We start from the raw sequence: 26098 nt of genomic DNA, 5'->3' as shown, positions 1-26098 counted from the left end.
CGACATTGAATTTCCTCACCGTCATCCCTGCGAAAGCAGGGATCCAGGGACCTTTCATGTTCGCGGCACGCGTGGGGTAAAGACGCTGGATTCCTGCTTTCGCAGGAATGACGGGAATGAGGGGCTTTCGCGAGCACCCACCCCTCACCCCAGCCGCCTCCCCACAGGGGAGAGGGAGCACTAACCTCGTACGCCTCATGCCGCCACCTCCGTCATGTACTCACGCGGATCCGCAATGCGTCCCGCGACAGCGGAAGCGGCGGCCGTGGCCGGACTCGCCAGCACCGTGCGCGCGCCCTTGCCCTGGCGACCTTCAAAGTTACGGTTGGAGGTGCTCACCACCAGCTGCCCCGGCTGCGCGAAGTCACCGTTCATTGCGATGCACATCGAGCAGCCCGGCTCGCGCCACTCGGCGCCGGCGGCGGTGAACACGTGATGCAAGCCTTCGCTTTCCGCATCACGACGCACTGCTTCGGAACCCGGCACCACCAGCATGCGTACACCCTCGGCCACGTGGCGGCCGCGCAGCACATGCGCGGCTTCACGCAGATCGGACAGACGCGAGTTGGTGCAGCTGCCGACAAACACCACGTCGACCGGCGTACCCTGCATGGGCTTGCCGGCTTCGCTCTTCATGTAGTCGAGCGCGCGCTTTTCCTGAGCATTGCGCGCTGCCGGCACCGGCGTGTCCATGGCGATGGCCATCCCCGGATGCGTGCCATAGGTGACGGTGGGGCGCACCTTGCTCGCGTCGATACGCACTTCGCGGTCGTACGTCGCGCCGTCATCCGTGCGCAGTGACTTCCAGCGCGCCACGGCGGCATCCCAAGCCTTGCCCTGCGGTACGCGCGGACGACCCTTCAGCCATGCGAAGGTGGTGTCGTCCGGCGCTATCAGTCCGGCGCGGGCACCCGCTTCAATCGACATGTTGCACACCGTCATGCGCTCTTCCATCGAGAGCTTCTCGATGGCTGCGCCGCGGTACTCGATGACGTAACCGGTGCCACCGTCCACGCCGATCTCGCCAATGATGTGCAGGATCAGGTCCTTCGCGCCTACGCCGGCGGGCACCTCGCCATCGACATGGATCGCCAGCGTCTTCGCCTTGCGCTGGAGCAGGCACTGCGTCGCCATCACGTGACCCACTTCCGTGGTGCCGATGCCGAACGCCAGTGCGCCGAACGCGCCATGGGTGGAGGTGTGGCTGTCGCCGCACACAATGGTCATGCCCGGCTGCGTCGCGCCGAGTTCAGGGCCGAACACATGCACGATGCCGCGGTCACTGCTGTCCCAGCCGTGCAATTGGACACCGAACTCGCGGCAGTTCGTTTCCAGCTGCGATACCTGAGCCTTGGCCTCTGCATTCGCATAAGGACGCTCGCCATCCGCGCCAGCGGGTAGGGTCGGCGTCGAGTGGTCCAGCGTCGCCAGCATGCGATCCGGACGGCGCAGCTTCAGGCCGCGCTCGCGCAATTCACTGAAGGCTTGCGGCGAGGTGACTTCATGCACCAGGTGCAGGTCGATGTAGAGGATGGCCGGCGTGTCGGTGGATTCCGGTACCACGACATGCGCATCCCACACTTTTTCAAAGAGTGTTTTGGCCATTACGCAGCCTCCTGCGCGGCTTCAACCTGCACAGCCGTCAGCCAGCCCCACTTGTCGCTGGTGGTGCCGTCGAACAGGCCGAAGAAGGCCTTCTGCAAGGCACGCGTGACATCACCGGGACGACCCGCGCCCACCTGCTTGCGATCCACCGAACGCACCGGCGTGATCTCAGCGGCGGTGCCAGTCATGAAGATCTCATCGGCGGTGTATAAGGCTTCGCGGGGCAGGTCGCGTTCTTCCACCGCGATGCCCAGCTCGCCAGCCAGCGTCATCACTGACTCGCGCGTGATGCCGGCCAGAATGCCCGCGCTGGTCGGCGGCGTGAGCAACTTACCGTTCTTCACCAGAAACAGGTTCTCGCCCGCGCCCTCGCTCAACAAGCCGTTGTGACCCAGCGCGATGCCTTCGGCGTAGCCGCCGCGACGTGCTTCCAGGGCTATCAGCTGGCTACTGAGGTAGTTGCCGCCCGCCTTGGCCCAGCTCGGGAAGGTGTTCGGTGCGGGACGTTGCCACGAGGACACGCACACGTCGGCGCCGTGTTCGACGGCATCACCGAGATACGCGCCCCATTCCAGCGCCATGATCGCCACGTCCACCGGCGAGTCACCCTTGGGCAGCACGCCCAAGCCGCCCGCACCTCGAAACACGATGGGGCGCACGTACGCGGACTTCATGCGGTTTGCGCGGATCACTTCGTGGCAGGCCGCGTTGATCTCGTCTTCGGTGTAACCGATCTCGATCTCGTAGATCTTCGCCGACTCGAACAAGCGCCGTGTGTGATCGGCAAGACGGAAGTAGCACGGTCCTTGCGGGGTCGCATAGACGCGTTCGCCTTCGAATACCGAGGAGCCGTAGTGCAGCGCGTGGGTGCTGACGTGGACCGTGGCCTCGGTCCAGGGTTTGATCTGGCCGTTGTGCCAGAGGAATGGCGTGGTCATGCGGTGGTCTCCTTGGGCGCGCGTCCCTTCGCGCGAAGGTCAAAAGGCGGCCTTCCATGGCAGCTCTCATCACGGGAGGCCTCGCTACGCGAAGCACCCTGTCGTTCGATACGGTTGACGATGGCAAGCGCGGCATGCGCCGTCGCTTCGATGATGTCGGTGCTCACGCCCGAGCCGCGCCAGTCGCGTTCGGCGTGGCGCGCGGTGAGCTGGGCGTGACCCTGCGCGTCGCCGCCCTCGCTCACCGCGCGCACCTGAAACTGGGTGACGTCGAGCGTGGTGCCAGTGGCGCGTTCGATCGCGCGCAGCACAGCGTCCACTGGACCGTCACCGATGGCGGCTTCGCCCACTTCGTGGCCGGCGTCATGCGAGAGCTTCACCGATGCCGAGGCGCTGCCACCGAGGTGCGAGTTGGTGTTGAGCTGCACGAGGTGCCAGGGGCCGGTGGCTTCCGGGTCCATGCCCAGCGCAATCGCTTCCAGGTCCTCGTCGTGCACTTCGCGCTTCTTGTCCGCCAGCGCCTTGAAGCGCGCGAAGATGCCGTCCATCGCGGTTTCATCGACGTCCTGGCCCATGGCCTGCAAGCGCTGGCGCAGTGCGTGGCGACCGGAGTGCTTGCCCAACACCAGCTTGGTCTCGCCCATGCCGACGTCTTGCGGGCGCATGATTTCGTAAGTGCCGCGATGCTTGAGCATGCCGTGCTGGTGGATGCCCGATTCGTGCGCGAAGGCGTTGTCACCGACCACGGCCTTGTTGCGCGGTACCGCCTGGCCGGTCAGCTGGGTCAGCAGCCGCGAGGTGGGATACAGCTTGCGCGTGTCGATGCCGGTCTCCACGCCGTAGTAACCCGGGCGCACGCGCAGCGCCATCACGATCTCTTCCAGCGAGGCATTGCCCGCGCGCTCGCCGATGCCGTTGATGGTGCATTCCACCTGTCGTGCGCCGGCGGACACGGCGGCAAGGCTGTTAGCCACCGCCATGCCCAAGTCATCGTGGCAATGGCTGGAGAACACCACGTTCTCCGCACCGCGCACATGCTTACGCAGGTAGGCGAAGCGTTCGGCGATCTCGGCGGGCGTGGTGTAGCCGACGGTGTCGGGCGCGTTGACCGTGGTGGCGCCCGCCGCGATAGCTGCGCTGAATACTTCGACCAGGTATTCCGGCTCGGTGCGCATGGCGTCCTCGGCCGAGAACTCCACCTCGTGGCAAAGCTGCTTCGCCCGCTCGATGGAGGCACAGGCGGTGTCGATCACCTGCTGCTTGCTCATGTTGAGCTTGTACTCGCGATGCAGTGGGCTGGTGGACAGGAACAGGTGGATGCGCGAGTGGCGGGCGCTTTCCAGCGCTCGTGCGGAGGCGTCGATGTCGCCGTGCACGCAGCGCGCCAGGCCACACACCGTGGGGCCGCGCAGCACGCGGGCGATCTCCGCGACCGAGGCAAAGTCGTCCGGTGACGCGCTGGGGAAGCCCGCCTCGATGACATCCACGCCAAGCGCCTCGAGCGCATGCGCCATGCGGAGTTTCGCCCGGCGATCCATCGAAAAGCCGGGCGCCTGCTCGCCGTCGCGCAGGGTGGTGTCGAAGATGCGCACGCGTTCGGCGGCTACGTCGCCCACGTCGCTGCTCTCGTTGCTGGTCGTCTCAGGGGTCATTGCTTGGCTCCGCTGGCGCGCGCCGTTGGGCAACAAAAAACCCCGCATCCGTTACCGGGTGCGGGGTTCTTTGGTTGGTATCTAGGTTAGTTTTGCTCTACCTGGACACACGCCCTCAGCCCGCACCTCCGTTGGTAATAAGGAGTACGAGTACAAGGGCAAGAAGAAGGTTGTTACGAAGGCGCCGCGCGCCGTCGTTGGTCGGAGGACCAATCGGTTCGGCTATACGATCATGGCTGTTGCGCTGCGACATGTGATCGACCCTAATGGGGGCCGTAACGGGTTGTCAACAGTTTCTTTTGAAATTTTTTAAATCGCGTGTTGGCGAACACATTTGGACGTCCAGATGGCTAGACGCTCCGTGGCGCTTTCGGCGAGGGCAGAATGGCGATCGCTTACAAGTTCGCTCAGATCCATCACCAGGGCGCGCTGCAGCTGGGTTCGCGCGGCATGGGGCAGGCTCACTGGCGACTTGCCATGGCGTCCTTAGGCAGCCTCAATCTTGGGCCGGACCGTCGTCGCCGCCGGGTGCGGATGGCGAGCGGAACGCTTCGTTGCGCAGGTCGGATACCGGCCATTTTGCATCCGTTGGCGTATGGTGCGGCCCAGCATAAGGGCGGAGAGCCGCCGATTTCGTCGGTCACGGCGGTTGCCCATCTCCACACCAAGGTCATCGAGACCAACACTGCCGTGCTGAACGGGTAACGCGTCCTCCCTTCTCCCGCCTGCCTGGGGTGACGTGCCGAAAGGGTGTGGCGCTTTCGTGGAAAACGCCAGGATTAAGCCATCTGGTAGGCCAGCCAGTGCTTCAATGCTTCGTCATTTGCGGGCATGGGCTCTGCACTTGCCGGACGTTGCAGCATGGCTAGCAGAGCCGGTGGCACGGCGATGGTGCGACCGATTAGCGGCTCGACCACGCTGTCGAACTTCGCCGGGTGTGCGGTAGCCACCACTGCCCACGGCCGGTCCGTGTCGCTCATGCCGTCGAGCACATGCACGGCCGTGGCGGTGTGAGGACAGAACAGTTCGCCGTGTTCACGCGTATGCCGCACGATGGTGTCGCGTATGGCGGCATCGTCCACGCTGCTGGCGCGAAGCTGCAAGCGCAGTTCGTGGTCGTGTGGAAAGGTCCAGTGCAGGCGCTCGAAATTACTGGGTGCGCCGACATCCATCGCATTGGCCAGCGTGGCTACGGCAGGGCGGGGCGTGTAGGGAGCGCCGTTGAAGTAATCAGGCAGGGTCGTATTGGCATTGCAGGCGAGATGAATCTCACCCACCGGCAAGCCCATCTCGCGAACCCATGCGCACGCCAGTGCATTGCCGAGATTGCCGGTGGGCACGATGAAGTTGAGCGGCGTGAGGTGGTGTCGCCACCAGGCAAGGGAGGCATGTGCGTAGTAGCTCATCTGCGGTAGCAAACGGCCCAGGCTGATGCTGTTGGCGGACGACAACGGCACGTGGGACTGCAAGTCGCTGTCGTTGAGCGCGGCTTTCGCCATACGTTGGCAATCATCAAAGCTGCCGGCAACGCGCAGTGCCTGCACGTTATCGCCAAAGCAGCCGAGCTGATGTGCCTGCCGTGGCGACACGCGGCCATCGGGATAAAGGATGACGACGCGAATACCGGGCTGGCGATGGAAGGCCGCCGCCACCGCGGCGCCGGTGTCGCCCGAAGTCGCGACGACGATGGTGAGTGGTGTGTCTTCATCGCGACGCAGGCGTCGGAAGCACGCGGCCAGAAAGCGCGCGCCGATGTCCTTGAAGGCAGCGCTCGGGCCGTGGAAGAGTTCCAGCACCGAGGCGTTGCTGCGATAGGCAAGCGGGCGCAACGGCACGTCGAAATCGAACGCTTCCCGACAGATGGCAGGCAGTTCGCCGGCTAGCGTTGAGCCCCGGAAGAAGGGCTGCAGCAACGTGCAGGCAGTATCGGCCAACGAACCGGCAAGATTGAACGCGGCGTGATCCAACGATGGCAGCGCCTCGGGCACATACAAGCCACCATCCGGCGCCAGTCCAGCTGCGATCACCTGCTCAATGCCTGCCGCATGACGCGCACTGCGCGTGCTGCGGTAATGCAACGGCTCGCTCATGCCGCGTCCTCGTCCAACACCGTGGCGGCGGGCCCGTTGATAGGCGACACCAGCGCATCGCTGGCAAGACCTTCTTCGGCAAACTCGGCGACCATCGCGGAAGCAGCAAGCTCGGCATCCTCGCGTCGCTCATACCAACCGAACACGCTGGGACCGCCACCAGAAATACTGGCGCCCAAGGCATTGTGATCGAGCGCGGCCTGCTTGACGCGTGCGAAGCCTGGGATAAGCGGGGCGCGGCGTGGCTCTACCAGCACGTCCTTCAGACCATCGCGCACCAGCGTGGCGTCGCCGCGGTGACAGCCCGTGAGCACCAGGGCGAGGTTCGCGTGCTGCATCACCACGTCGTGCAAGGCAAAGCCATCTGCCAGCACCGTGCGCGACCGGCGCGTTTCAAGCACGACGTGCGGATGCACCAGCGCGCAATGCCAGTCATCAGGCACCGGCAGGCGCAGGACGCGGTCGCGCGTGGCCAGCACCAGGCCGCCCAGCAGCATCGGGCCAATGTTGTCGCCGTGGCGGCTGCCGCTGGCGACGGATTCGCCATCCATCGCAAAACTGTAGAGCGCTTCGCGTGGCAGTTCGCGTTCCAGAAGAGCATTGGCGGCCACCAACGCGGCCACGCACGACGCAGCGGATCCGCCCATGCCGGAACCGAGCGCGATGCCCTTGTGCAGCTCGACCTCGAAACCGTGCCGCAGGCCCAGTGCGCGGCGTAGCGAGAGTAGCGCGGCGCCTGCGGTATTCGCTGCGGCGTCCAGCGGCAAATCCGTCACACAACCATGCACGGCGGCAATGCGAACGGTGGGCTCATCGATACGACGCACCACCGCGCGATCACCCGCACCGGCGACGGTATGACCCAGGATGTCGAAACCCACCGCGACATTGCCAACGCTGGCAAACGCCATGGCCTGTGCGCTCAGCGCGCGTTGCGGGTTCGTCATGGGATCGGCCAACTGCGCACTCATGGGCGCACCTCCAGTGATTCGGCAATGCGTAACAGGTCAGCGAAGATACCAGCTGCCGTCACTTCCGGGCCGGCACCGGGTCCTTGCACTAGCATAGGGTTGTCGCGATAGCGGCGCGTGGTGAACTGTACGATGTTGTCCGTGAGTCGCGTGTGCGCGAATGGATGCGATTTAGGCAGCATGGCAAGGCGCACGCTGGCGTGCCCATTGGCGTCGAGGCTGGCGACATGGCGCAATACGCTGCCTTGCGTCTGCGCGCTGGCAACGTCGCGCGCCATGGGGCCATCAAGCAGATGCAGTTGGTCCATCACGTCCTCGACGGGAACAGCCGCCAATTCGGAAGGCACCAGACTTTGCACCTCCACATCGTCCAGCGACAGTGACCACCCCGCTTCGCGTGCAAGGATCACCAGCTTTCGTGCCACGTCCAGGCCGGATAGATCGTCGCGCGGGTCAGGTTCCGTATAGCCAAGCGCATGTGCCTCGCGTACCAGCGAAGAGAACGGGCGGCTGCCGTCGTGGCGATGACATAGCCATGCCAGAGTGCCGGAAAACATGCCTTCGACCGCAAGCAATTCGTCGCCGGTATCGAGCAGATCACGTAAGGTCTGCACCACGGGAAGACCCGCACACACGGTAGCCTCGTAGCGAAAGCGTGCACCATTGCCACAGGCTGAGCGGATGGCTTGCAGGCGCCACAACGGCCCGCTGCCCGCAAGCTTGTTGGGCGTGACCACATGCATGCCGGCAGCAAGCCAGTCGGCATAACGCGATGCCACGACGTCGCTGGCGCTGCAATCGATCAGCAGTGCGTGGCGACCATCATCGCCACGCACATGGGCGGCAAATTGGTCGAGATTGCTCGGGCGCCAAGTTTGCGCGCTGTCGTGGCGGCCGTTGAGCTCGGGATCATCCACATCCAGCCACATGCGGCGGCTGGCGGCGACGCCGCAGAGTCTGAGTTCGAGTCCGGCTCTCGCCAGCCGTGGCTGCGCAGTGCGCAGCTGATCGAGCAGGGCGCTGCCGACACGGCCGGGGCCGATCAGGCCCACGGCAAGCACGCGCTGGCGTGCGGTGACCGTCGGCAGCGCCAGGGCATGCGGTGGTAGCGAGGGTTGTTCCAGTGATGGTGACGCAGCAATGTTCACGGTGGCCTCCGGGTAAGGGGCCCGTGCTCGCTGGCGGGGTACGGAGAGTGCACCGGCCCGCCTCATCGAGGGCGGGGCCGTTTGCGTTAGGGAAACTTACTCGCGCACGGCAACCCACCCCGACCTGGTGGTAATAGTGGTCGTGGTGGTGGTCACGGTGGCGATGGTCATGGCGCCTGGGCACAGCAGCATGCGCCCGGAGGGAACCGGGTTCGAAAGCATGCAGGTTGGCACGGACAAAGGCGACATGGGTTCGACCTTAGGTCGATGTTGCACTGCGGTCAACAGGTACAACTGAAACTTTAGCTGTCGCTACGGTTGGGAGACGCTTTCTGTGGGAGTGCACTTGTGCGCGACAGGCAAGCGGAGCGCTAGCTGCGGGAGGCTGCGATCCTGCACAAGTGCGCTCCTACAGAAAGCCGTATCCAGTCAGTCGTGACCGCCTCAGCGCCAGTGGGGAGGCTCGCCCTTGAGCCAGCAGACCAGCGTCAGCGCCGCGGTTAGCGCGCCAACGCAAAGCATCAATAAGCCGGGTTCGTGGCGAGGTATCAACCATTTCAGGCTGGTACCCAGCAGCACGGCGTACGCAAGCATCACCACTATGCCCTGCCATGTGGTGGGAAAGCCCCATCCCCATCCATAGCGTTTGGCCGGGAACCAATACTTCTGCTCACCTTGCATCGCATGCCTCCTGTGGCGTCACTAGGGAACGCGCGGCGGAGTCTACGCCGTCGCGCGCATGGTTCCAGTGCTCAATCGGTGCGCCAGATCGATGGTGACGGTAAGGCGGCTGAGTTCTATCAGCGTCGCGCAAGGCTTAGGCAAGGCTTAAGGGCAACTCGAGCAGTCAGTGAACAGTCCATACAATCCGGTCACTACTTTGATTCAGCGCGCTACTTCGACGTGCGAGCAGGTCGGTGCACCTGTCACCGACTGGAGAATTTAGGCCCTTTGCCGTCGCCATCGGGGCGACATTCCTTGCCGATATGGCGGCAAGGCTCCAGGCTATAGCCGGATCCTCGTCAAGCGGGATTACGACTCCAGAAGACGGATTGCAGATTGCGATGCTGCCTATCAGCGTGGTTGCGTAGTGGATTCCGGAACGTACTACGCGATTCGCTATATTCATGGATCACGCGCAACTTCAATGACTGATACCGTGCAGGTGGCACCCACCAAATCGCGCTGACACTCGACATGTCGAACGAAAGCTTCAAACCTATCTCGGTCAAGGCACCGTCGGCGAATCCGCTGATGTTCCGCGTTCGCTGCATGGTCGACCTGCAGCTCAAGACCATCGTGCGCTACTTGCGCCCGGCAATGGCGGACCTGGGCGGCAAGGTGCTCGATGTGGGCGCAGGGGAGTCGCCCTGGCGGGAGTGGTTGCCGAAGGGGGCCAGCTATTATGGGATCGATGTCGGCAATGCCGATGAATTCGGCATGCAGGGGGCGCGCACGGATGTCACCTATTTCGATGGGCACACCATCCCCTTTCCCGACAAGAACTTTGACGGCGCCATCTGTATCGAAGTGCTCGAGCACGTACAGAATCCGCAGGAGCTTCTGATGGAAACGGCTCGCTGCCTGCGCCAGGGAGGCGTGTTGCTACTGACCGTGCCGTGGTCGGCACGCCGTCACCATGTGCCGTTCGACTATCACCGCTTTACCCGCGAGCGGCTGCAGGAGCTGCTGGCATCGGCCGGGTTCACCGATATCGTCATTGCCGAGCGGGGGAGCGACATCGATGCGATCGCCAGCAAGCTGGTGGTACTTTCGATGCGTCTTGCGCCCATGCGGTTATCGACGACATCTGTGTTGACGCTTCCGCTGTTCTTGCTGGCCGCACCTGTAACGGCCGCGTTTCTGTTTTGCGCTCACCTGTCCGGGCGCCTGGGGCTGGGTGCGCGGGAAGATCCACTGGGATACTTTGTGCGGGCTGTCCGACTTTGAGCCTCTAGCACGACGTCCGCACCGGTCGCGCGGGCCGCTTACCCGGCGACTCCTGGTGCCCGTTTACTCGTCGGCGACGTGTTCCGGAGCGTTGGCAAAGACATGTCTGGACATCACGTAGAAGGACAACACGGCCATCAGCGGCGCGAGCAACGCCTGGCTCACAATGGGGCCCATTCCTGATGCCAGCAGTGCGCGAATCGCGGCGTAATTCACCAGATACAGGCCCACATAGGCTGCGATAAAGCGTGGAAGCCGCGAAACGGCAACTTCCGAAAAAACAAAATGGCCTGTCGTGAAGAAATTGAATGCCACACCGGCCACGTTGCCACCCACCAGGGCAGCCCAGACAGGCAAACCCAACCATACAAGCAGTGAGTAAGCGCCAAGTCCGAAAAGAGTATTGAGTAGCCCCACCAAGATAAAGCGGAAGAACCGCCGATCGACCTTCATCAAGAATGTTCCGCTCTCGTGCCGGGGCGAAAGCCAGCCGCCACGGTGTTGCCAACGTTGAAAGTGAGCTTGCGTTGGCCCAATCCGAGAGCGTTTTCCGCCTTGATCAGCGAGCGCTTTATGGCCGGGCTCAAAGGCAGCAAGCGGGTCCAATAAGAAAGTGCGTAGCGGTTGGCAAAGGGTTTGGCTTGCACGTTCTCATAGCCTGCTCGAGCAAACAGCTCGGCAATGCTGCGAGGGGAAAATAGCTGCATATGCTCGACATCGATAATCGGTGAACGGCGCCCGAGGATGCGATTGACTGGGCTTCGATAGTCGTGGGTTACGGTCACGAACGCGCCGCCCGGCCGCAAAAGGCGCAGGACGGACTGTGCGATTTCCAGCGGATCACGCACATGCTCCAGCGTCATGAAGCAGCAGATGAGGTCGAACGATTGAGGTTCGAAATCCGCTTCCCGAAAAATGCCTTCCCTGATCCACGGGCGACGATGCGATGGAGCCGCGATGACGGCAGCTGTAGATGGCTCAACGCCTTCCACGTGATCAAAGCCTGCCGCTGCGAGCCCTTCGAGCAGGACGCCTGTTCCCGTGCCGATTTCTAGTGCTGCGCCGCGGCGCAGCTTCGCCAATACGGGCTGCAGTTCGCGCAAATAGGCGGCAGCGGCGTCGTTGGCTTCTTCTGAGCTGTCGTAGTCGGCGACGTGGTAGGCCTCCGCCAAGGCTTGCTGCGAGGGCGGTTGATCGACGTAGACCAGATCGCAGCCGAAGCACTGGGTCATGCGGTAGTTAAGGAACTCGGGCTCCTTGCGCGACGCGAAGCTGAACTCATTGAGACGCGAGGCATCGATCTTCTCGTCGAGGAACGTGCGGCCGCGCTCCGGCGAGCTCCCGCATACCGGGCAAGCGCGTGCCTGCCGATCGGAGAGATGTGCGCGTTCTTGCAGGGCTTCCTGAGGCATCCAAAAGTGTCCGGGCGTCGGGTGGTTGTGGCCAATGATGACGAAGCGCGGCCGCTCAGTTGTTGCCCGGCTTGGTCACCTGGTCCGTGACGACACCGTGCCGGATAAGCGCTGAGCGTATCAGCCGTGGCCTTCCTTTGACTTCGAGCATGATTTTTCCGATGTACTCGCCCAGCAGCCCGATACCGAACAGGTTGAGCGAGCCAAACATCAGAATCGTAATGAGCAGAGTGGTCGCGCCACGAGGCGCGATGTCCGGCCAGATCAGGCGCAGCGCACCCACCACGACGGCGGCAACGATAGACAGGGCAAGCAGGGTCAGGCCCGCCGTGGTCAGCAAGGTCAGCGGAACGTTGCTGAAGGAAAAAATGCCCTTCTTCGCCCAGTCGATATTTTTGGTGAAGGTATTGGTGGTGCGCCCGAACATCCGTTCGGGACGAACGTAGTCGACGCCGGTTTGGCGGAATCCGACGTAAGCACGCAGACCACGCATGAACAAGTCACGCTCGGGGCACGAGAGCAGCCACTGCATTACCTTGCGGTCGATCAAGGAGAAGTCGCCGGCATCGAGTGGGATCTTGACGTAACTGAACGCGGCGAACACGCGATAGAACGCCTTATACAGAAGCCCCCAATGCCAGGGCATCTCGCGCCGTACTCGCCGGCCATAGACCACATCGAAGCCTTCTTCCCATTTTTCGTAGAAGGCCTCGATCAATTCAGGGGGATCCTGCAGGTCACCATCAAGCAGAACCACGGCATCCTTGGTGGCCAGCTCCATGCCGCTGCGGAAAGCCATCTGCGAGCCAAAGTTGCGCGAATGCGAAATGCCAATGACCTTGGGATCTCTCGCGGAAATCTCCTGGATCACCGCAGCGCTGTTGTCGGGACTGCAATCGTTGACGAAGATGATCTCGTGATCGATGCGAAGCCGTTCGAAGGTAGCCTTGAGCCGCTCATACATCACCGGTATGGCCGGTTCGTCCTTGTAGCAGGCAATGATGGCGGAAACACTGCGCCGCTTTTTGTTGGTAGCTTTCTTCGACAGGCGCCCGAGATCTTCCTCAGAGAGTGTCGCCACCCATTGGGACATGGACTTCAGTCCATCCGCGAGCGGTATCTCGGCGTGCCAGTCCAGCATCTTCCTTGCCTTGGACGGATCGGCATACCAATCTGCGAGATCCCACGCGCGTGCTTCCATGGAGCCAAAGTGGGGCTCCTCCGGAATGTCGAACAACGTTTGCGTCAATGCGGCGAGTTCAGCGATGGTGGTACAGCGACCGGAGCCGATGTTCAGACTCTCGCCGTAAAGGTCGGGATTCATCTTCGCAGCTGCATAGATGAAGGCCCGGCACACATCGTCGACGTGGACGAAATCGCGCGACGTGCGCGCGTCGACGAAGGGTGGCAACGTGCCTGAAAGCGCCTTGCGCAGCAGATTGGGAATCAGGCGCGAGCCATCCTCAAGCGGTCCGTACACGGAATAGAGGCGGAGGTTCGCGCAGGGGAAGCGGCGCTCCTTGCCCATGTACTGCAGGTACTCCGCAGTGGCCACCTTGGATACGGCGTAGTGACTGTTCGGCGCACAGCGATCATCTTCCTTCGGTGCCGCGCTGTTGGTGCCGTACTCGGACGAGCTGCCCGCGTGCACAAAGGCCGCAATCTGGCGATCCGCCAGCAAGGTGACCAGGCTTACGATCGATGAAAAGTTCGTCTCGTAGATGAGGCTGGGGTCTTGCTCGAACGAATACGCACCGTAGGCGACGCAATCGAATACGGTTAGCGGCTTTACCTGATCCAAAAGGTGCTTCAGCGCCGTCGGATCATTGACGTTCGCGCTAAGGACGTTGGACTCGGGCAAGTCCTCGAGACGCCAGTTGCGCGCACTCTGTACCACCGCGTAAACGTCACGGCGGTGCTCCAGCAGCATGCGGAACAGATTGGCGCCGACAAAGCCGCCGCCGCCGGTGACAAGAATGGGTCCCTGAAGGGCTCGAATGTGCCGAATCAAATCGCTCATGCGCGTCGGTTTAGCTTAGAGCCAGTGCATCAAGGAGACTTGCGGGATCAAGACCCGATTGTCGACGGAGGTAGGTCTGCGAACCGTATCGTGCGTAATGGTGGGCTCGTGCATGCAGGTGGATCAGTCGTGCGGAGAGGCCTTGCTTCAGCATGTGCATCGCCAGGTCCGAGGCGACACCACCTTGTGCCACATGCTCCTCCGCCACGCATACACGATCGCTATCGGCGATCTGCTTGATGAGTGCCTCTGGCAGCGGATTGAGCGCTAGCGGGAGTTCGGCAACCGCCCACAGGTTGGGGCGCCGTTCTTCAGGCAGTACCGAGAGGTCGGCGATATAGGTGCCCGCGAGCGGACCTACGGCGATCACTGGCGGGCCGCCCCCGGTGAGCAGCGGACGCCATGGGGCATAGTCGGGCACGACGTAGCCGGCGGGCGGCTCGCCGCGACCTAGCCGAATATAAGCCGAGTGATGATCGCTTCCTGCGCGTTCGATGACGGTGGTCACGTCTTCATCGAACACCGGCGCATACACACGCATGTTCGGCAGGGTCAGTAGCACGCCATAGTCTTCGATGGCGTGGTGGGTGGGGCCCATGACGCCGTAGCCATAGCCACCGCCGTTGCCGATCAGGCGCACGGGAAGGTGATGAAAGGCAATGTCGTTGCGGATCTGCTCGAAGGGCCGCGCATAGCAGAACGGCGCGATGCTGTAAGCCCACACATCGAGTCCTTGCCTGGCCATGGCTGCCGCAACGGAGATCATGTTCTGTTCGGCGACGCCGGCGTTGACGAATCGATCGCCAAGGGCCGACTGCAAGAGCTCAAGCGCCATGAAGCCCAGGTCGCCGGTGAGAAAGACCATCTCAGGATTCACCGCGCGAGCCACCAGCGCATCGCATAGTTGCTTTCTCATGGGCGCGACAACTCCTCGAGCGCGAGTCGATAGTCGGCTTCTTTGAGCGGCAGGTAGTGCCACTCCATGCGATTCTCCATGAAGGAAACGCCCTTGCCCTTGGTGGTCTCGAGCACGATCACTTTGAGCTTGGTTGACTGCGCATCCAGCGCTCCGCGTATGGCGTCCAGGTCATGGCCGGGTACCACCTGCAGGTCGATATCGAACCCTTTGAGCCTTTCGTAAAGCGGGAACATCGAAGCAATGTCACCGGTGCTGCCAAACCCCTGCAGACCGTTATGGTCGATGAGTACGGTGAGATGGGTCAGTCGGTGGTGGGCGGCAAAGATCAATGCCTCCCAGGTCGAACCTTCCTGCCATTCACCATCGGAGGTGAGGCAATAGGTGCGTGCTTGGGCACCTTTGAATCGCAATGCCAAAGCCGTTCCCGCGGCCAGCGAGAGGCCATGTCCCAGACTGCCGGTGGCGAAGAGGATGTCATGGATGCCGCGCGCGGGTGGATGCCCTGCCAGCAGGGTGTCGTCCTTGTGAAAGGTCGTCAGGTCGGCGTCCGAAAGTTTCCCTGCGCTCCACAGAGCCACATAGAGAGCACCCGCAGAATGGCCTTTGGAAAGCACGAACGGGTCGTGCAGGCCAAGCCGTTCATTGAACAACAGCGCCAGTGCGTCTATCGATGACAGGTTGCCGCCGATGTGCCCGACGCCGCTTTCGAAGTGCATCTGGATCAGGCGACTACGAATTGCCGCCATGCGCTTGGGAGTGAGGGGCGACGTCATGCGGATCCTATGCGGTGAAACTTGGCGCGTGCGCGCTGGTCGCCCAACTGGGAGACCATAGACCCCATGTGAACCATCAGGCTGAGGCGAAGCGCCGGCCGAGCCAAGCCATCGGCTCCCAGCCTTGTCAGGCAGGGTCGGTTGGAGTCGTTCATGTCCTCGCGCCTGTGCTGTTGGGCATCAGCTTGGGCAGAGCGCAGTGCCCAAGCCAGCAAGACCCATGTGAGTTAGGTGTCCCTTCGGCGAGTTTACAGAAGGAACGGCCCGGACGGAGGATTTTGCCGCCCGGGGCTGGGCTCGAAGTCTCAGTGCGCCAGATCGATGGCGTAGGTGGCGGTGCCGTCGCCATGGTCCTTGAGCTGGCGGATATGGGTCAGCCCGGTCGCATGCGCCACGTCCTGCTTGCCGCTGGCGCTCTTGAACACCACGTCGCCACGTGTTTTCAACGGCGCGAAGCGCCAGGACGTGGGAGGCAGATCTTTCGCGTCGATGGTCTGCTGGCGCTGGATCCACTTGGCCAGGATCTCGCGTGCGCCATCCGGTGCAGCCAGCACGATGTTGCTGCCGTCGAGGCCAGGGAAGTTGCCACCGCCGCTGGCGCGGTAGTTGTTGGTGGCCACGATGAACCGTTGCTGCGGCGCCACCGGCTTACCCTTGTAGCGAAGTTTGACGATGCGTTCGCCCACCGGTTTCGACAGGTCGATCTCGTAAGTGAGCTCACCTTGGATCTGGTCGAAATTGAAACCCGGATAGTGATCGTCGATCAGCGCCTGCTCGCCGTCCTTGGTGAGGTCGATGCGATTAAAGCGTTCGGCGGATTTCTCCAGCCAGGCCTTGAGGCCGGCGCCATCCACTTGCACGGCAGCCAGCGTGTTGGGATAGAAGTAGAGGTCCGCGGCGCTGCGCAAGGTCAACGGGCCCACGGCCACGTCGGTGTAATCGTCGGGGCCGCCAAACCCGGTGCGGAACGCGGCCGCGGCCGAAAGTACCGGCAACGAGGCCAGCTCCGGATGCTGCTTGGGCAGTTCGCGTTGCACGTAGTCACGCATGGCCGCATTGATCGGCGCCAGCGCCGTCATGTTGCCCGCGTCCGCGAAATAGCTGCTCATGCGCACGCGGCTGTTGCCGATCGGCGTGTTCACGTAGGCCATGGCGGCTTCATGCGCTTGCGCCACCACCGGTGCGATGGCCGGGTCGGCCGGCACGCAGTCGTTCTTGCTTGGGCAGATGGGGCGCACTTCGCTGTGCGTCTTGCCGGCATCGATCACCCAATGGCCGTCCTTGCGCTGCAGCGCGAGGTCGATCACGCCCAGGTCTTTGCCGAAGAAGCCGCCCATCACCGCTGGCTTGCCGCGCACGAAGCCGCGCTCGGCATCCACTTCCGACATGCCCTTGTAGTGCGGGCCGGGGAATTCGGTGTGCGAGTGGCCCAGCAGCAACACGTCGATGCCGGGCAGACCGGCCAAGTACCAGCCGCCGTTCTCCATGTCGGGTGTGTACGGCGCGGTGCTGAGCCCGCCGTGCAGAATGGCGACCACCAGGTCCGGGTGTTGCGCCTCCAGCTCCGGCAGGTACTTCTGCGCCGCTTCGACCACACCGGTCACGGTGACCTTGCCGGCCAGGTTCTGCTTGTCCCACTCCAGGATCGGCGGCGGGGTGAAGCCGATAATGCCGACCTTCAGCGGCACCTGCCGGTTGCTGCCATCGGGTGCGGTCACGGTGATGTCCTTCTGCACCACCGTCCACGGCTTGAAGATTGGCGCACCGTCGCGTGCGCTGTACACGTTGGCCAGCACCAGCGGGAAGTGCGGGCCGGCGCAGCGGTCGTTGCGCCCTCCTTCCACGTTCATCGGCGTACCCGTGGCCTGGGAAAGAAAGCCCAGCCCGTAATTGAACTCGTGGTTACCGGCGGTGCCGCCGTCGTAGCCCATCACGTCCATGGCGCGGTAAATGCCCAGCTCCTCGCCGCAGCCGATCGGCTTCACCTGGGCCTGGTAATCGGCCAGCACACTGCCCTGGATGGTGTCGCCGCTATCGAACAGGAAGTTGTTCGGATAGTGCGCCCGCGCCTGGCGTATCAGCGTGGCGGTGCGCTCGTAACCCAGGGCGCGGTCTTCGCGCTGCTTGTAATAGTCGTAGCTGAGGACGTTGGCGTGGACATCGGTGGTTTCCAGCACGGCCACCTGCGCCCGGCTGCCCTCCGGCAAGTTGACGGGTCGGGTCGTCTGGCTCGCGCAACCGGCCAGCACGGCGGCGGCCAGGGCGGCGAGGGGGAGCAGGCGGGGGGTCATGCGGCGTTCCAGGATGGCAAAGGGGGAGAACCTAACAGATCGGCGTGACGGCCCGCCCGCGGCAACCGCCGCTGAACCGCATGGCGGCGCCCCTCAGGCTGTTGCCTGCCGTTGTGCATGTGACGGTGGCAAGTCCGTAGAATTGCGCTTCGATGACACCAGGCCGGACAGGGGGCCTATCCGCTATGCCGCGTTTCGTGCGGAAAACTGGACTATGGCTGGTCGCTGCAGGGTTCTTTCTGTTTTGCATAAGCATGACAGCCCTGCGCGAGCCGGACCACTTGCAGCAGATGTTCGTGATCGCGCTCATGGTGTGCGCGTTCGGCGTGTGCCTGTTCGCTTTCGGCCGCCCGGCCACGGCGCTGGTGGTGAGTGGCGGGCTGTTCCTCGGCCTCAACTTCCTGTCGGTGATGAAGCTGCGTTACCTCGACTCGCCGCTGATGCCGTCGGATTTCGTCTACTACGCGCGCAGCAGCCTGGTCGAAACACTGGGACATTACCCGCACCTGTGGATCCTGTGTCTGCTGATTGGCGTGGTGACGCCGTTGACGTTGTGGGCCGTGTGGCGTTGGGACCGGCGCATGCTGGCGCACCTGCGCCCAAGTCGCGCCTGGGCACTGCGTACTGGCGGCATGGCGCTGTGGGCGGTGGCATTTTGGGTATGCCTGCTGCCGACGGGGCCGTTTGCCGAAGTGCACGCGAGGAACGCGTGGGAGAAGCTCTCCGACGACGCGCAGATGACCAACTTCTTCGTCAACTTCAGCGATTCGGACGTCCGTCTGCCCGACACGGGCGACGAAGCGGCGGCCGAACAGGAGTGGGGTGCGACGGCAGAGCGTGATCCGGCGGCCGCCCCGCGCTCGCCGGAGTCGTATCCGGACATCGTGCAGGTGTTGGAAGAAAGCACCTTCAACCCGGCCAACTTCACCCAGTGCAACATACCGGAATGCCGCGTGGGCATGTTCAAGCCCGATGCGCGCACTCGCGCCACGGGGCCGATGCGTGTGCACACGTTTGGTGGTGGCACCTGGGTGAGCGAATTCGCCACGCTCACCGGCATGCCGCAGGACATCTTCGGGCCGGGCGGCATGTACGCCCCCTATGTGCTGGCGCCGCACGTACGCGACAGCCTGCCATTGCAGCTGCAGCGGTTGGGTTACCTCACCGTGGCCATCTATCCCACCAACGGCAGCTTCCTCAACGGTCGCAATGCCTACAAGGCGTATGGCTTCGACCAGTTCTACGACGCTGGCGAGCTGGGGCTGAAGGAGTGGGAGGAGACCGACAAGCAGATGTTCGACGCGGCCAAGCGCGTGTACGACAAGGTGAAGAAGCCGGGCCAACCGGTATTCGTCATGATCCTCACGCTGGCCCAGCACGGCCCGCATGACTCCGATCCGTTGTCGTCGTTGCCGGCGCCGTTCAACAAGGGCCTGCTCAAGGGCCTGCCGGAACGCGAGTCGCTGAACCTCAACACGTACCTGTCGAACCTGCACAACTCCGACGTGGCGATGCGCGGCCTGGAACACGACTTCCTCGACCGAAAGCAGCCTACCGTGATCGTGCATTTCGGTGATCACCAGCCGTCGTTCAGCGGTTTGATCCGCGAGATGCCGCGTACCTGGCCGACGGCCATGGTCTCGTACAAGGACTATCTCACCTACTACATGATCAAGAGCAACTTCGCGGGCGCACCGATGCCGCGCTACCCGATGCTCGACATCGCCTTACTGCCCAGCATGGTGCTGCAGGCGGCCGATGTGCCGACGGATCCGTACTTCTCCGCCGCCACCGCGCTGCGCACGCGCTGCAATGGTCTCTACACCGATTGCGCGCAGCCGGAATTGGTGAAGTCGTATCACACGTGGATCTTCGATCGCCTGCACGTGTACGAGTAACGTGCAGGGCATTGGCTTTCTGTAGGAGCGCACTGGTGCGCGACCGCAGCGTTGCAGCGTCATCGCTCCGTCAGGCTGTCGCGCACAAGGTGTGCTCCCACCACGGAGCGTGAGCCTGCGGGACACGTATCAGTCATGCAGCGCCCCCTGTGGGAGCGCACCCTGTGCGCCAAAGGCCAGCGTCGCGAAGCAGCTGCGTTGCTGCGGTCGCGCGCAAGCGCGCTCCTACAAAAGAAGTGATGCTTACGCGGTGTAGCGGGTGCCGCTAACCCAGGTTTCCTGCACCACCAGGCCATCATCGAGCACGGCAAAATCCGCGCGCTGGCCAGCCACCAGGCGACCGTGTGTACGATCCAGGCCCAGCCATGCCGCGGGATAGGCACTGGCCATGCGCGACGCTTCGGCTAGCGGCAGGCCCACCATGTTCACCAGATTTCGCACGCCGGTCGCCATGTCCAGCGCGGAACCAGCGAGCACGCCGGCATCGCTCTGGCAGATGCCGTCGCGGACAATGATGGTCTGCCCATTGAGCACATACTCAGGGTTGTCGGCACCCACCGGCGGCATGGCGTCGGTGACCAGCACGCTCTTGCCGCGTGCTTTGGCGGCAATGGCCACGCGCAGCGCCACCGGATGCACATGGTGGCCATCGACAATCAGGCCGCACCAGCTATGCGGATCATCCAACGCCGCGCCGACCACGCCGGGTTCGCGGCTGCCCAGCGGGGTCATCGCGTTGTAGAGATGGGTGAAGCCACACACGCCCGCATCGAGCGCAGCGCGCGTAGTGGCGTAGTTGGCGGCGGTATGGCCCGCCACCACCCGCACGCCGGCTTCGCTGAGCTGGCGGATGGTATCCAGCGGCACTTCTTCCACTGCCAGCGTCAGCATCACCACGCCACGACGCTTGCGCGTGATGGCGGCAATATCCTCCGCAGCAGGCAGGCGGAACAGGCTGGCATCGTGAATGCCCTTGCGTGCGGTAGCGAGGAACGGGCCTTCCAAATGGATGCCGAGCACGCCCGGCACACCCTGTTCGATGGCCGCGTCCACCGCATCCAGTGCCTTGTGCATCACTTCCGCGGTATCGGTGATCAGCGTGGGCAGAAAACCCGTCGTGCCAAATCTGCGATGTGCCGCGCTGATGGTGGCTAGTGCCTCCACGGTCGGTTCGGCATTGAACAGCACGCCGCCACCGCCGTTGACCTGCACATCAATAAAGCCCGGTGCGAGCAGATGTCCCTTGAGATCGTGCGACTGCGCACCGGTCACGCGTGGGTCGTCCGTGCGGGTGATCGCTTCGATGGTGTCACCGCGTACCAGCACCGCCAACCCGCTCTGCGGGCCGTGGTCCATCAGCACGTGACCGTTGACGAGGGCAGTGAGCGGCGCAGTCATCACATGGTCTCCGTCACTTTGCGCAGATGCGGCGGCACATCCGGGTCGTAGCCGCGTGCCAGCGACAATGCGCTGGCGGCGCGATAGAAACTCTGCACCGCCAACAGCGGCGTCACGATGGGCGCGATGCCCGCCGGCAACGGCAATGTGTCGGGTTCGGTGCTGCCGGGCACGGCGACAAACACGCGGGCGCCGCGCGCGCGGAATTCGCGCGCCACTGCCAGCGTGTTCTCCAGCGTGCCATCATCCTGCGCGAAGAACAGCACCGGAAAGCCATTGCCCACCAGCGCCATCGGGCCGTGCTTCACTTCGGCCGCGCTGAATGCCTCAGCATGCAGGCCGCAGGTTTCCTTGAGCTTGAGTGCGGCTTCCAGTGCGGCGCCGAAGCCGTAGCCGCGCCCCACCACGAACAGGTTGGTTGCATCGCGCAGGCCGTCGGTGAGCGCGCTCCAGTCACCGTCCCAACCCCAGCGGAGATCGTCCGGCAGGCGGTTGACGATGGCGTGCAGCGAGTCGTCGTTGCTCCAGTGCGCGGTGAGCTGAAGAATCGCCGCCAGCGTGGCAAGGTAGCTCTTGGTGGCGGCCACGCTCAACTCGGGGCCGGCGCGCAGTGGCACGAAGGTGTCGGCCATCGCGGCAAGCGGCGAGTCTTCCACGTTCACCAGCGCCACCACATGGGCGCCGGCATCCTTGGCGGCCTGCGCGCTGCGCAGCAGGTCGGGGCTCTTGCCCGATTGCGAGATGGCGACGAACAGCGCGCCGTCGAGGCGCAGGTCGGCGTCGTAGATCGAAGAGATGGATGGCGACGCCGAGGCCGTGATCAAGCCCAGGCGCGTCTCGAACACGTACTTGGCGTAGGCGGCAGCATGGTCGGAGCTGCCGCGAGCGCAGGTGACGATGAAGCGGGGCGGCTTGGCCCGCAGCTGCTCGCCGAGCGCTTTCAGGATCTGCGCGTTCTCGCGCAGCTGGCGCTCGACCACGGCGGCCGCCTCGTGGGCCTCGCGGTACATCAGGGTGGAGCTGGCTTCTTTCATCGTCCTATCTCGGTGACATGCTCGAGGCGCATGCCGCGAGGCGAAAGCGCGTAGCGCCTTCAGCCTTTGCGGGGCGCCGGGGTTTGGGGTGGTGCAGTGGAGCCGCGTACCACCAGTTCGGGGACAAAACATTCGCTGTGCGGCAGCTCCACCGCGGCGCCGGCCTTGCGCTGCAACTCAGCCATCAGCTGAAGCGCGGCATGGCGGCCGATCTCGCTGGTGGATTGGCGCGCGGTGGTCAATGCCGGCCATGCCTGCTTGGAAAACGGGCTGTCTTCAAAGCCGGCAATGGAAAGGCCGTAAGGCACATCGAGCCCGCTGGAACGCGCCGCCGCCAACACGCCAGCAGCAATTTCGTCATTGCTGCCGAAGATCGCCGTCGGCGGGTCCTTCAACGCCAGCAGCTTGCGCGCGCCACGGAAGCCATCATCGAACGCATAGCGGCCGGGCAGCACCAGCTTTTTGTCGAGCGGCAGGCCGTAATCCTTCAGTGCATCGGCATAGCCCTGGTAGCGCTCCGGGCTGGAACGGTGGTGCGGTTCGCCCCACAGAAAGCCGATGCGCTTGTGACCCATCTGGATCAGGTGCTCGGTGATCGCGTACGCCGCACTGCGGTCGTCGATGTAGACGCAAGGCGCGCCATCGTGTGGATCGTCGCGCGAGGAAATAATGCGAACGAAGCTGACGTCGTTTTCGGTCAGCGTGGCAATCAGCTCTGGCTGCTCCGACATCGGCGGTGCCAGCACCAGGCCAGCCAACCGATTGCGCTCGACCAGCGCGCACAGCTCATTGGCCAGGCCGGGCGACGACGAATCACAGGGGTGAATCAGCAGGCCGAAGCCGCGCTCGCGGCAAGCCGACAGCACGCCGTCCTGCATGCTGATCACGTAATGCGCGTTCGGGTTGTCGTACACCAGGCCGATGGCATAGGCATGCGTACTGCGCAGGCCACGTGCTGACGGGTTGGGTTGATAGCCGAGCGCCTCGATGGCGCGCTCGACTTTTTCACGGGTGTCCGCGCGTACCGAAGCCTCCCGGTTGATCACACGTGACACGGTTTTGAGCGAAACGCCCGAACGCTTGGCGACATCCTTGATGGTGGGGTTGCGCAACGTGGGGACTCCGGGGGAACAGGGATGGGCATCGTAGCCCAGCGGAACGTGGTACGGCGGCGCCCCGGCTCAGGGGGCGTGCTGGCCCACCCGGTGCCCCCTCAGGCCGTAATAGAGGATGTACAGGTAGCAGGGCACCATCAACGCCATGAATACCAGCTGGAAATTGAAGTGCTGTTTCAGGTGCACAAACAGCTGGGGAATCAGCGCGCCGCCGGCAATGGCCATGATCAACAGTGCGGAACCGCGCTCGGTGAGGCGGCCCAGGCCATGAATGGCGAGCGGAAAAATCGCCGGCCACATCATGGCGTTGGCGAAACCCAGCGCCGCGACAAAACCCACCGAGGTGTGACCCTGGGTGACGTAGGCACCCACCGTAAACAGCACGCCCAGCACCGCCGACACCGCCAGGTAGCTCTGCTGTGAAATGAAACGTGGAATCAGCACCAGGCCAGCCAGATAACCGGCCAGCATCGCCATCAGGGTGTACGAGGTGAAGTGCTTGGTCTCATCCAGCGGCAGGCCGAAGCCCTGGCCATAGGTGCCGATGGCGTCGCCTGCCATCACTTCGGCGCCCACATATAGGAACAGGCACAGCACGCCGAGCCACAAGTGCGGGAAGCTGAAAATGCCACCCTTGGCGTGGCCGATGTCGGCCTCGGCATTCGCGCCAGCCGGCTTGATCTCCGGCAGCGGCGAACGGACCACCCAAACCGCCAGTAACACCAACAGGCCGGCCATGATCATGTACGGCATATGGATCTTGGCGGCGAATGCATTGAGCAAGGCCTCGCGCGCTTCAGGCGTCGGTGCGGCCTTCACCTGCTGATCAAACGTATCGATGCCAGACAGCACCAGCGCGCCGAACACGAACGGCGCCAGCGCACCGGCCACCTTGTTGCAGATGCCCATGAAGGCGATGCGCTGCGCAGCACTGTCGATGGGGCCGAGAATGCTGATGTAAGGATTCGATGCCGTTTGCAGTAGTGCCAGGCCAGCACCAATAACGAACAGACCGACCAGTGCGGGATAGAAGATGCGCATGCTGACGAACTGGCCAAACAACACCGCGCCAATCGCCATCACAAACAGCCCAAGGCCCATGCCTTTCTTCATGCCCGTGCGGCGCAGCACGCTCGACGATGGAATCGCCAGGAAGAAATAGGAGAAGTAGAACACCAGCGGCACCAGGAACGCGGAGACATCATCCACGTTGAAAGCCAGCTTCACAAAGGTGATCAGCGGGCCATTAAGCCAGGTGACAAAGCCGAAGATGAAAAACAGGACGCCGATGATCAGCATCGGCACCACACTGGAAGAGCGTGGCTCCCCGGCGGCTAGCGTAGTGGCAGACATGGATGTGAAGCTCCCCCGGATGGCCGAACACAAAGAGGCCTCTGCGGCCCCGAATCCCCGAATGACCTTTTATCGGCGCTAATAGCAACGTTGTCAAATTATGGCAGCAATAGGCCATCCGGAGCGGTGCGATGGAAGGGCATGAAATTGCTATTTGCGAGGCGTCTTGCTGCGCCGCAATAGGCTGATTCTGACGCCAGCATAGCGCGTGCCAGAGAGTAAAAAGAGCATTAATAACAAAGTATTGCAGTGCATCACAAGACACCGTGCGCCGCGTGAATTGATGCGATTGTTGTCGCGCGCCAAATCGTTGTTTCGCATGAAAAAACGACTTATTGACAACGTTGTCATGCATTACCAGACTCCGGTCAAAAATCGGTCATGCCAAAAGGCGTGACGCAGACATGACGAGGGGATGGCGGTGGCGCAGCAAGGCAACCACAGTCAGGGGGCACGTCATTGGACACCGCAGTCCGCGGTGTTCCTTGCTGCGGATATCGGGGGCACGCACGCCCGCATTGGGCTGGTAAGCCAGCAGCCGGACGGCGCGCGTCCGGTGACCGTGCTGCAGTACCACCGCTACGCCTGCGCCGACTGGCCCAGCCTTACCGCGGTGCTGCAAGACTTCGTCGGTCAGCTCGATCGCACTGTGCACGTGGACCGCTGTGCGGTGGCGAGTGCTGGCTACGTGCTGGGCGACGCCATCGTCAACGACAACCTGCCGTGGCCGGTCTCCATCCGTGACATCCGCGACAGCCTCGGCATCGAACAGCTCGCGGTGGTCAACGACTTCGAAGCCGTCGCTTACGCCACTCAGTTTCTGAGCCAGGCCGATACCACGCCGGTGATCGATACCACCGCACCGCGTGCGGTCGGTCCGGTGCTGGTGATGGGCCCCGGTACCGGTCTGGGTTCCGCCGTGCTGCTGCCCGGCAAACCGCATGCCACCGTGCTCGCTACCGAAGCGGGCCAGATTGCGCTGGCGCCCGGCAACGAACGGGAGATCGAGATCCTGCGTTACCTGGCGCGCGACCGCGCCTATGTCTCGTTCGAACACGCGCTGTCCGGCCCCGGCCTGCTGAACCTTTATCGCGCGATCTGCGCGCTGCGCGGTCAGGCGCCGGCGCTCAACGCACCCAGCCAGGTCACGCAAGCGGCGCTGGAGCGCAGTGACGACGCGGCCATCGAAGCGCTGGAGGTGTTCTGCGGCCTGCTCGGCAGCTTCGTCGGCGATCTGGTGCTGCTGTACGGGGCCCGCGGCGGCGTGTTTCTCGCCGGCGGCATCCTGCCGCAAATCCGCGACGTGCTGCTGACCAGCAGCTTCCGCCAACGCTTCTTCAACAAAGGCGTCATGCGCGCCTTTCTGCAACAGGTTCCCGTACGACTGATGGAGCACGGCCAACACGGCGTGATCGGCGCAGCCGGTTTGTATTTGGACGGCCAAAGCGCAAACCAAGGTGAGATTGTAGGACCCACGTAGCACCGTTGCACTGAACCGGGCGCAAGCCCAGACAGCCACGCCGCAGCCGGA

At 63.4% G+C, this 26098-nt stretch carries 21 protein-coding genes; 4 read left to right on the top strand and 17 right to left on the bottom strand.

Going from position 1 to position 26098, the window contains the following annotated elements; all coding sequences use genetic code 11:
- Nucleotides 1–195: 195 nt before the first annotated feature.
- The 3 genes from leuC to AC0GUR_RS12780 are packed head-to-tail and all read right to left on the bottom strand — an operon-like array spanning nucleotide 196 to nucleotide 4195.
- Nucleotides 196–1605, bottom strand: a complete 1410-nt coding sequence (leuC, locus tag AC0GUR_RS12790) for a 3-isopropylmalate dehydratase large subunit (protein ID WP_472877866.1) — start codon at nucleotides 1603–1605, stop codon at nucleotides 196–198.
- The gene (locus AC0GUR_RS12785; protein ID WP_472877865.1) at nucleotides 1605–2543 is read right to left on the bottom strand and encodes a branched-chain amino acid transaminase; all 939 of its coding nucleotides are present in this window, start codon (nucleotides 2541–2543) and stop codon (nucleotides 1605–1607) included. Before AC0GUR_RS12785 ends, leuC begins: the two co-directional genes overlap by 1 nt.
- Nucleotides 2540–4195 carry a 2-isopropylmalate synthase gene (locus AC0GUR_RS12780; protein ID WP_472877864.1) on the bottom strand — a complete coding sequence of 552 codons (1656 nt, stop codon included), beginning with the start codon at nucleotides 4193–4195 and terminating at the stop codon, nucleotides 2540–2542. Before AC0GUR_RS12780 ends, AC0GUR_RS12785 begins: the two co-directional genes overlap by 4 nt.
- Nucleotides 4196–4579: 384 nt before the next feature.
- Here AC0GUR_RS12780 and AC0GUR_RS12775 point away from each other — a divergent pair, with 384 nt between their 5' ends.
- Nucleotides 4580–4900, top strand: a complete 321-nt coding sequence (locus AC0GUR_RS12775) for a hypothetical protein (protein ID WP_472877863.1) — start codon at nucleotides 4580–4582, stop codon at nucleotides 4898–4900.
- A gap of 74 nt (nucleotides 4901–4974) precedes the next feature.
- On the opposite strand, the gene thrC is transcribed toward AC0GUR_RS12775, so the two are convergent.
- From thrC to AC0GUR_RS12755, 4 genes are all read right to left on the bottom strand, one after another.
- The gene (gene thrC / locus AC0GUR_RS12770; protein ID WP_472877862.1) at nucleotides 4975–6285 is read right to left on the bottom strand and encodes a threonine synthase; all 1311 of its coding nucleotides are present in this window, start codon (nucleotides 6283–6285) and stop codon (nucleotides 4975–4977) included.
- Nucleotides 6282–7256 carry a homoserine kinase gene (locus AC0GUR_RS12765; RefSeq protein ID WP_472877861.1) on the bottom strand — a complete coding sequence of 325 codons (975 nt, stop codon included), beginning with the start codon at nucleotides 7254–7256 and terminating at the stop codon, nucleotides 6282–6284. Before AC0GUR_RS12765 ends, thrC begins: the two co-directional genes overlap by 4 nt.
- On the bottom strand, nucleotides 7253–8404 hold the full coding sequence (locus AC0GUR_RS12760) for a homoserine dehydrogenase family protein (protein ID WP_472877860.1): 1152 nt from the start codon (nucleotides 8402–8404) through the stop codon (nucleotides 7253–7255). The genes AC0GUR_RS12765 and AC0GUR_RS12760 overlap by 4 nt, the downstream gene beginning before the upstream one ends.
- Nucleotides 8405–8848: 444 nt before the next feature.
- A complete protein-coding gene (locus tag AC0GUR_RS12755) occupies nucleotides 8849–9085 on the bottom strand; it encodes a hypothetical protein (RefSeq protein WP_472877859.1) in 237 nt (78 codons plus the stop codon).
- A 516-nt stretch (nucleotides 9086–9601) separates the two neighbouring features.
- Between AC0GUR_RS12755 and AC0GUR_RS12750 the strand changes: the two genes are divergently transcribed.
- Entirely contained in the window at nucleotides 9602–10354 is a 753-nt protein-coding gene (locus tag AC0GUR_RS12750) for a methyltransferase domain-containing protein (RefSeq protein ID WP_472877858.1), read from the top strand.
- Between the two features lie 63 nt (nucleotides 10355–10417).
- Here the strand turns inward: AC0GUR_RS12750 and AC0GUR_RS12745 are convergent, their stop codons facing one another.
- The 6 genes from AC0GUR_RS12745 to AC0GUR_RS12720 all read right to left on the bottom strand — a co-directional run bounded on the left by AC0GUR_RS12745 (nucleotide 10418) and on the right by AC0GUR_RS12720 (nucleotide 17769).
- Entirely contained in the window at nucleotides 10418–10807 is a 390-nt protein-coding gene (locus AC0GUR_RS12745; protein WP_472877857.1) for a GtrA family protein, read from the bottom strand.
- On the bottom strand, nucleotides 10807–11766 hold the full coding sequence (locus AC0GUR_RS12740; protein ID WP_472877856.1) for a class I SAM-dependent methyltransferase: 960 nt from the start codon (nucleotides 11764–11766) through the stop codon (nucleotides 10807–10809). Before AC0GUR_RS12740 ends, AC0GUR_RS12745 begins: the two co-directional genes overlap by 1 nt.
- A gap of 55 nt (nucleotides 11767–11821) precedes the next feature.
- A complete protein-coding gene (locus AC0GUR_RS12735; RefSeq protein WP_472877855.1) occupies nucleotides 11822–13786 on the bottom strand; it encodes an NAD-dependent epimerase/dehydratase family protein in 1965 nt (654 codons plus the stop codon).
- 10 nt (nucleotides 13787–13796) lie between these two features.
- Complete coding sequence (locus AC0GUR_RS12730) at nucleotides 13797–14702, bottom strand: transketolase family protein (protein ID WP_472877854.1); 906 nt, start codon at nucleotides 14700–14702, stop codon at nucleotides 13797–13799.
- A complete protein-coding gene (locus AC0GUR_RS12725) occupies nucleotides 14699–15478 on the bottom strand; it encodes a transketolase (RefSeq protein WP_472877853.1) in 780 nt (259 codons plus the stop codon). Before AC0GUR_RS12725 ends, AC0GUR_RS12730 begins: the two co-directional genes overlap by 4 nt.
- A 305-nt stretch (nucleotides 15479–15783) precedes the next feature.
- Entirely contained in the window at nucleotides 15784–17769 is a 1986-nt protein-coding gene (locus AC0GUR_RS12720) for a bifunctional 2',3'-cyclic-nucleotide 2'-phosphodiesterase/3'-nucleotidase (protein ID WP_472877852.1), read from the bottom strand.
- 254 nt (nucleotides 17770–18023) lie between these two features.
- On the opposite strand from AC0GUR_RS12720, the gene AC0GUR_RS12715 reads away from it, so the two are divergent.
- A complete protein-coding gene (locus tag AC0GUR_RS12715) occupies nucleotides 18024–19667 on the top strand; it encodes an LTA synthase family protein (RefSeq protein ID WP_472877851.1) in 1644 nt (547 codons plus the stop codon).
- A 243-nt stretch (nucleotides 19668–19910) separates the two neighbouring features.
- Here AC0GUR_RS12715 and nagA read toward each other — a convergent pair whose 3' ends face one another.
- From nagA to AC0GUR_RS12695, 4 genes are all read right to left on the bottom strand, one after another.
- Entirely contained in the window at nucleotides 19911–21065 is a 1155-nt protein-coding gene (gene nagA, locus AC0GUR_RS12710) for an N-acetylglucosamine-6-phosphate deacetylase (protein WP_472877850.1), read from the bottom strand.
- The gene (locus AC0GUR_RS12705) at nucleotides 21065–22099 is read right to left on the bottom strand and encodes an SIS domain-containing protein (protein ID WP_472877849.1); all 1035 of its coding nucleotides are present in this window, start codon (nucleotides 22097–22099) and stop codon (nucleotides 21065–21067) included. Before AC0GUR_RS12705 ends, nagA begins: the two co-directional genes overlap by 1 nt.
- Before the next feature lie 59 nt (nucleotides 22100–22158).
- Complete coding sequence (locus AC0GUR_RS12700; protein ID WP_472877848.1) at nucleotides 22159–23211, bottom strand: LacI family DNA-binding transcriptional regulator; 1053 nt, start codon at nucleotides 23209–23211, stop codon at nucleotides 22159–22161.
- Between the two features lie 69 nt (nucleotides 23212–23280).
- Entirely contained in the window at nucleotides 23281–24567 is a 1287-nt protein-coding gene (locus tag AC0GUR_RS12695; RefSeq protein WP_472877847.1) for a sugar MFS transporter, read from the bottom strand.
- A gap of 421 nt (nucleotides 24568–24988) precedes the next feature.
- Between AC0GUR_RS12695 and glk the strand changes: the two genes are divergently transcribed.
- Entirely contained in the window at nucleotides 24989–26047 is a 1059-nt protein-coding gene (glk, locus tag AC0GUR_RS12690) for a glucokinase (protein WP_472877846.1), read from the top strand.
- Nucleotides 26048–26098: the final 51 nt, after the last annotated feature.

The organism is Dyella sp. PARNA 12/25, assembly GCF_055702865.1.
This window is presented reverse-complemented; position numbering and strand designations above follow the sequence as displayed.

Coding starts and splice junctions, on each gene's coding strand:
- leuC (WP_472877866.1), bottom strand. CDS start 1,605: ATGGCCAAAACACTCTTTGAAAAAGTGTGGGATGCGCATGTCGTGGTA.
- AC0GUR_RS12785 (WP_472877865.1), bottom strand. CDS start 2,543: ATGACCACGCCATTCCTCTGGCACAACGGCCAGATCAAACCCTGGACC.
- AC0GUR_RS12780 (WP_472877864.1), bottom strand. CDS start 4,195: ATGACCCCTGAGACGACCAGCAACGAGAGCAGCGACGTGGGCGACGTA.
- AC0GUR_RS12775 (WP_472877863.1), top strand. CDS start 4,580: ATGGCGATCGCTTACAAGTTCGCTCAGATCCATCACCAGGGCGCGCTG.
- thrC (WP_472877862.1), bottom strand. CDS start 6,285: ATGAGCGAGCCGTTGCATTACCGCAGCACGCGCAGTGCGCGTCATGCG.
- AC0GUR_RS12765 (WP_472877861.1), bottom strand. CDS start 7,256: ATGAGTGCGCAGTTGGCCGATCCCATGACGAACCCGCAACGCGCGCTG.
- AC0GUR_RS12755 (WP_472877859.1), bottom strand. CDS start 9,085: ATGCAAGGTGAGCAGAAGTATTGGTTCCCGGCCAAACGCTATGGATGG.
- AC0GUR_RS12750 (WP_472877858.1), top strand. CDS start 9,602: ATGTCGAACGAAAGCTTCAAACCTATCTCGGTCAAGGCACCGTCGGCG.
- AC0GUR_RS12745 (WP_472877857.1), bottom strand. CDS start 10,807: ATGAAGGTCGATCGGCGGTTCTTCCGCTTTATCTTGGTGGGGCTACTC.
- AC0GUR_RS12740 (WP_472877856.1), bottom strand. CDS start 11,766: ATGCCTCAGGAAGCCCTGCAAGAACGCGCACATCTCTCCGATCGGCAG.
- AC0GUR_RS12735 (WP_472877855.1), bottom strand. CDS start 13,786: ATGAGCGATTTGATTCGGCACATTCGAGCCCTTCAGGGACCCATTCTT.
- AC0GUR_RS12730 (WP_472877854.1), bottom strand. CDS start 14,702: ATGAGAAAGCAACTATGCGATGCGCTGGTGGCTCGCGCGGTGAATCCT.
- AC0GUR_RS12725 (WP_472877853.1), bottom strand. CDS start 15,478: ATGACGTCGCCCCTCACTCCCAAGCGCATGGCGGCAATTCGTAGTCGC.
- AC0GUR_RS12720 (WP_472877852.1), bottom strand. CDS start 17,769: ATGACCCCCCGCCTGCTCCCCCTCGCCGCCCTGGCCGCCGCCGTGCTG.
- AC0GUR_RS12715 (WP_472877851.1), top strand. CDS start 18,024: ATGACAGCCCTGCGCGAGCCGGACCACTTGCAGCAGATGTTCGTGATC.
- nagA (WP_472877850.1), bottom strand. CDS start 21,065: ATGACTGCGCCGCTCACTGCCCTCGTCAACGGTCACGTGCTGATGGAC.
- AC0GUR_RS12705 (WP_472877849.1), bottom strand. CDS start 22,099: ATGAAAGAAGCCAGCTCCACCCTGATGTACCGCGAGGCCCACGAGGCG.
- AC0GUR_RS12695 (WP_472877847.1), bottom strand. CDS start 24,567: ATGTCTGCCACTACGCTAGCCGCCGGGGAGCCACGCTCTTCCAGTGTG.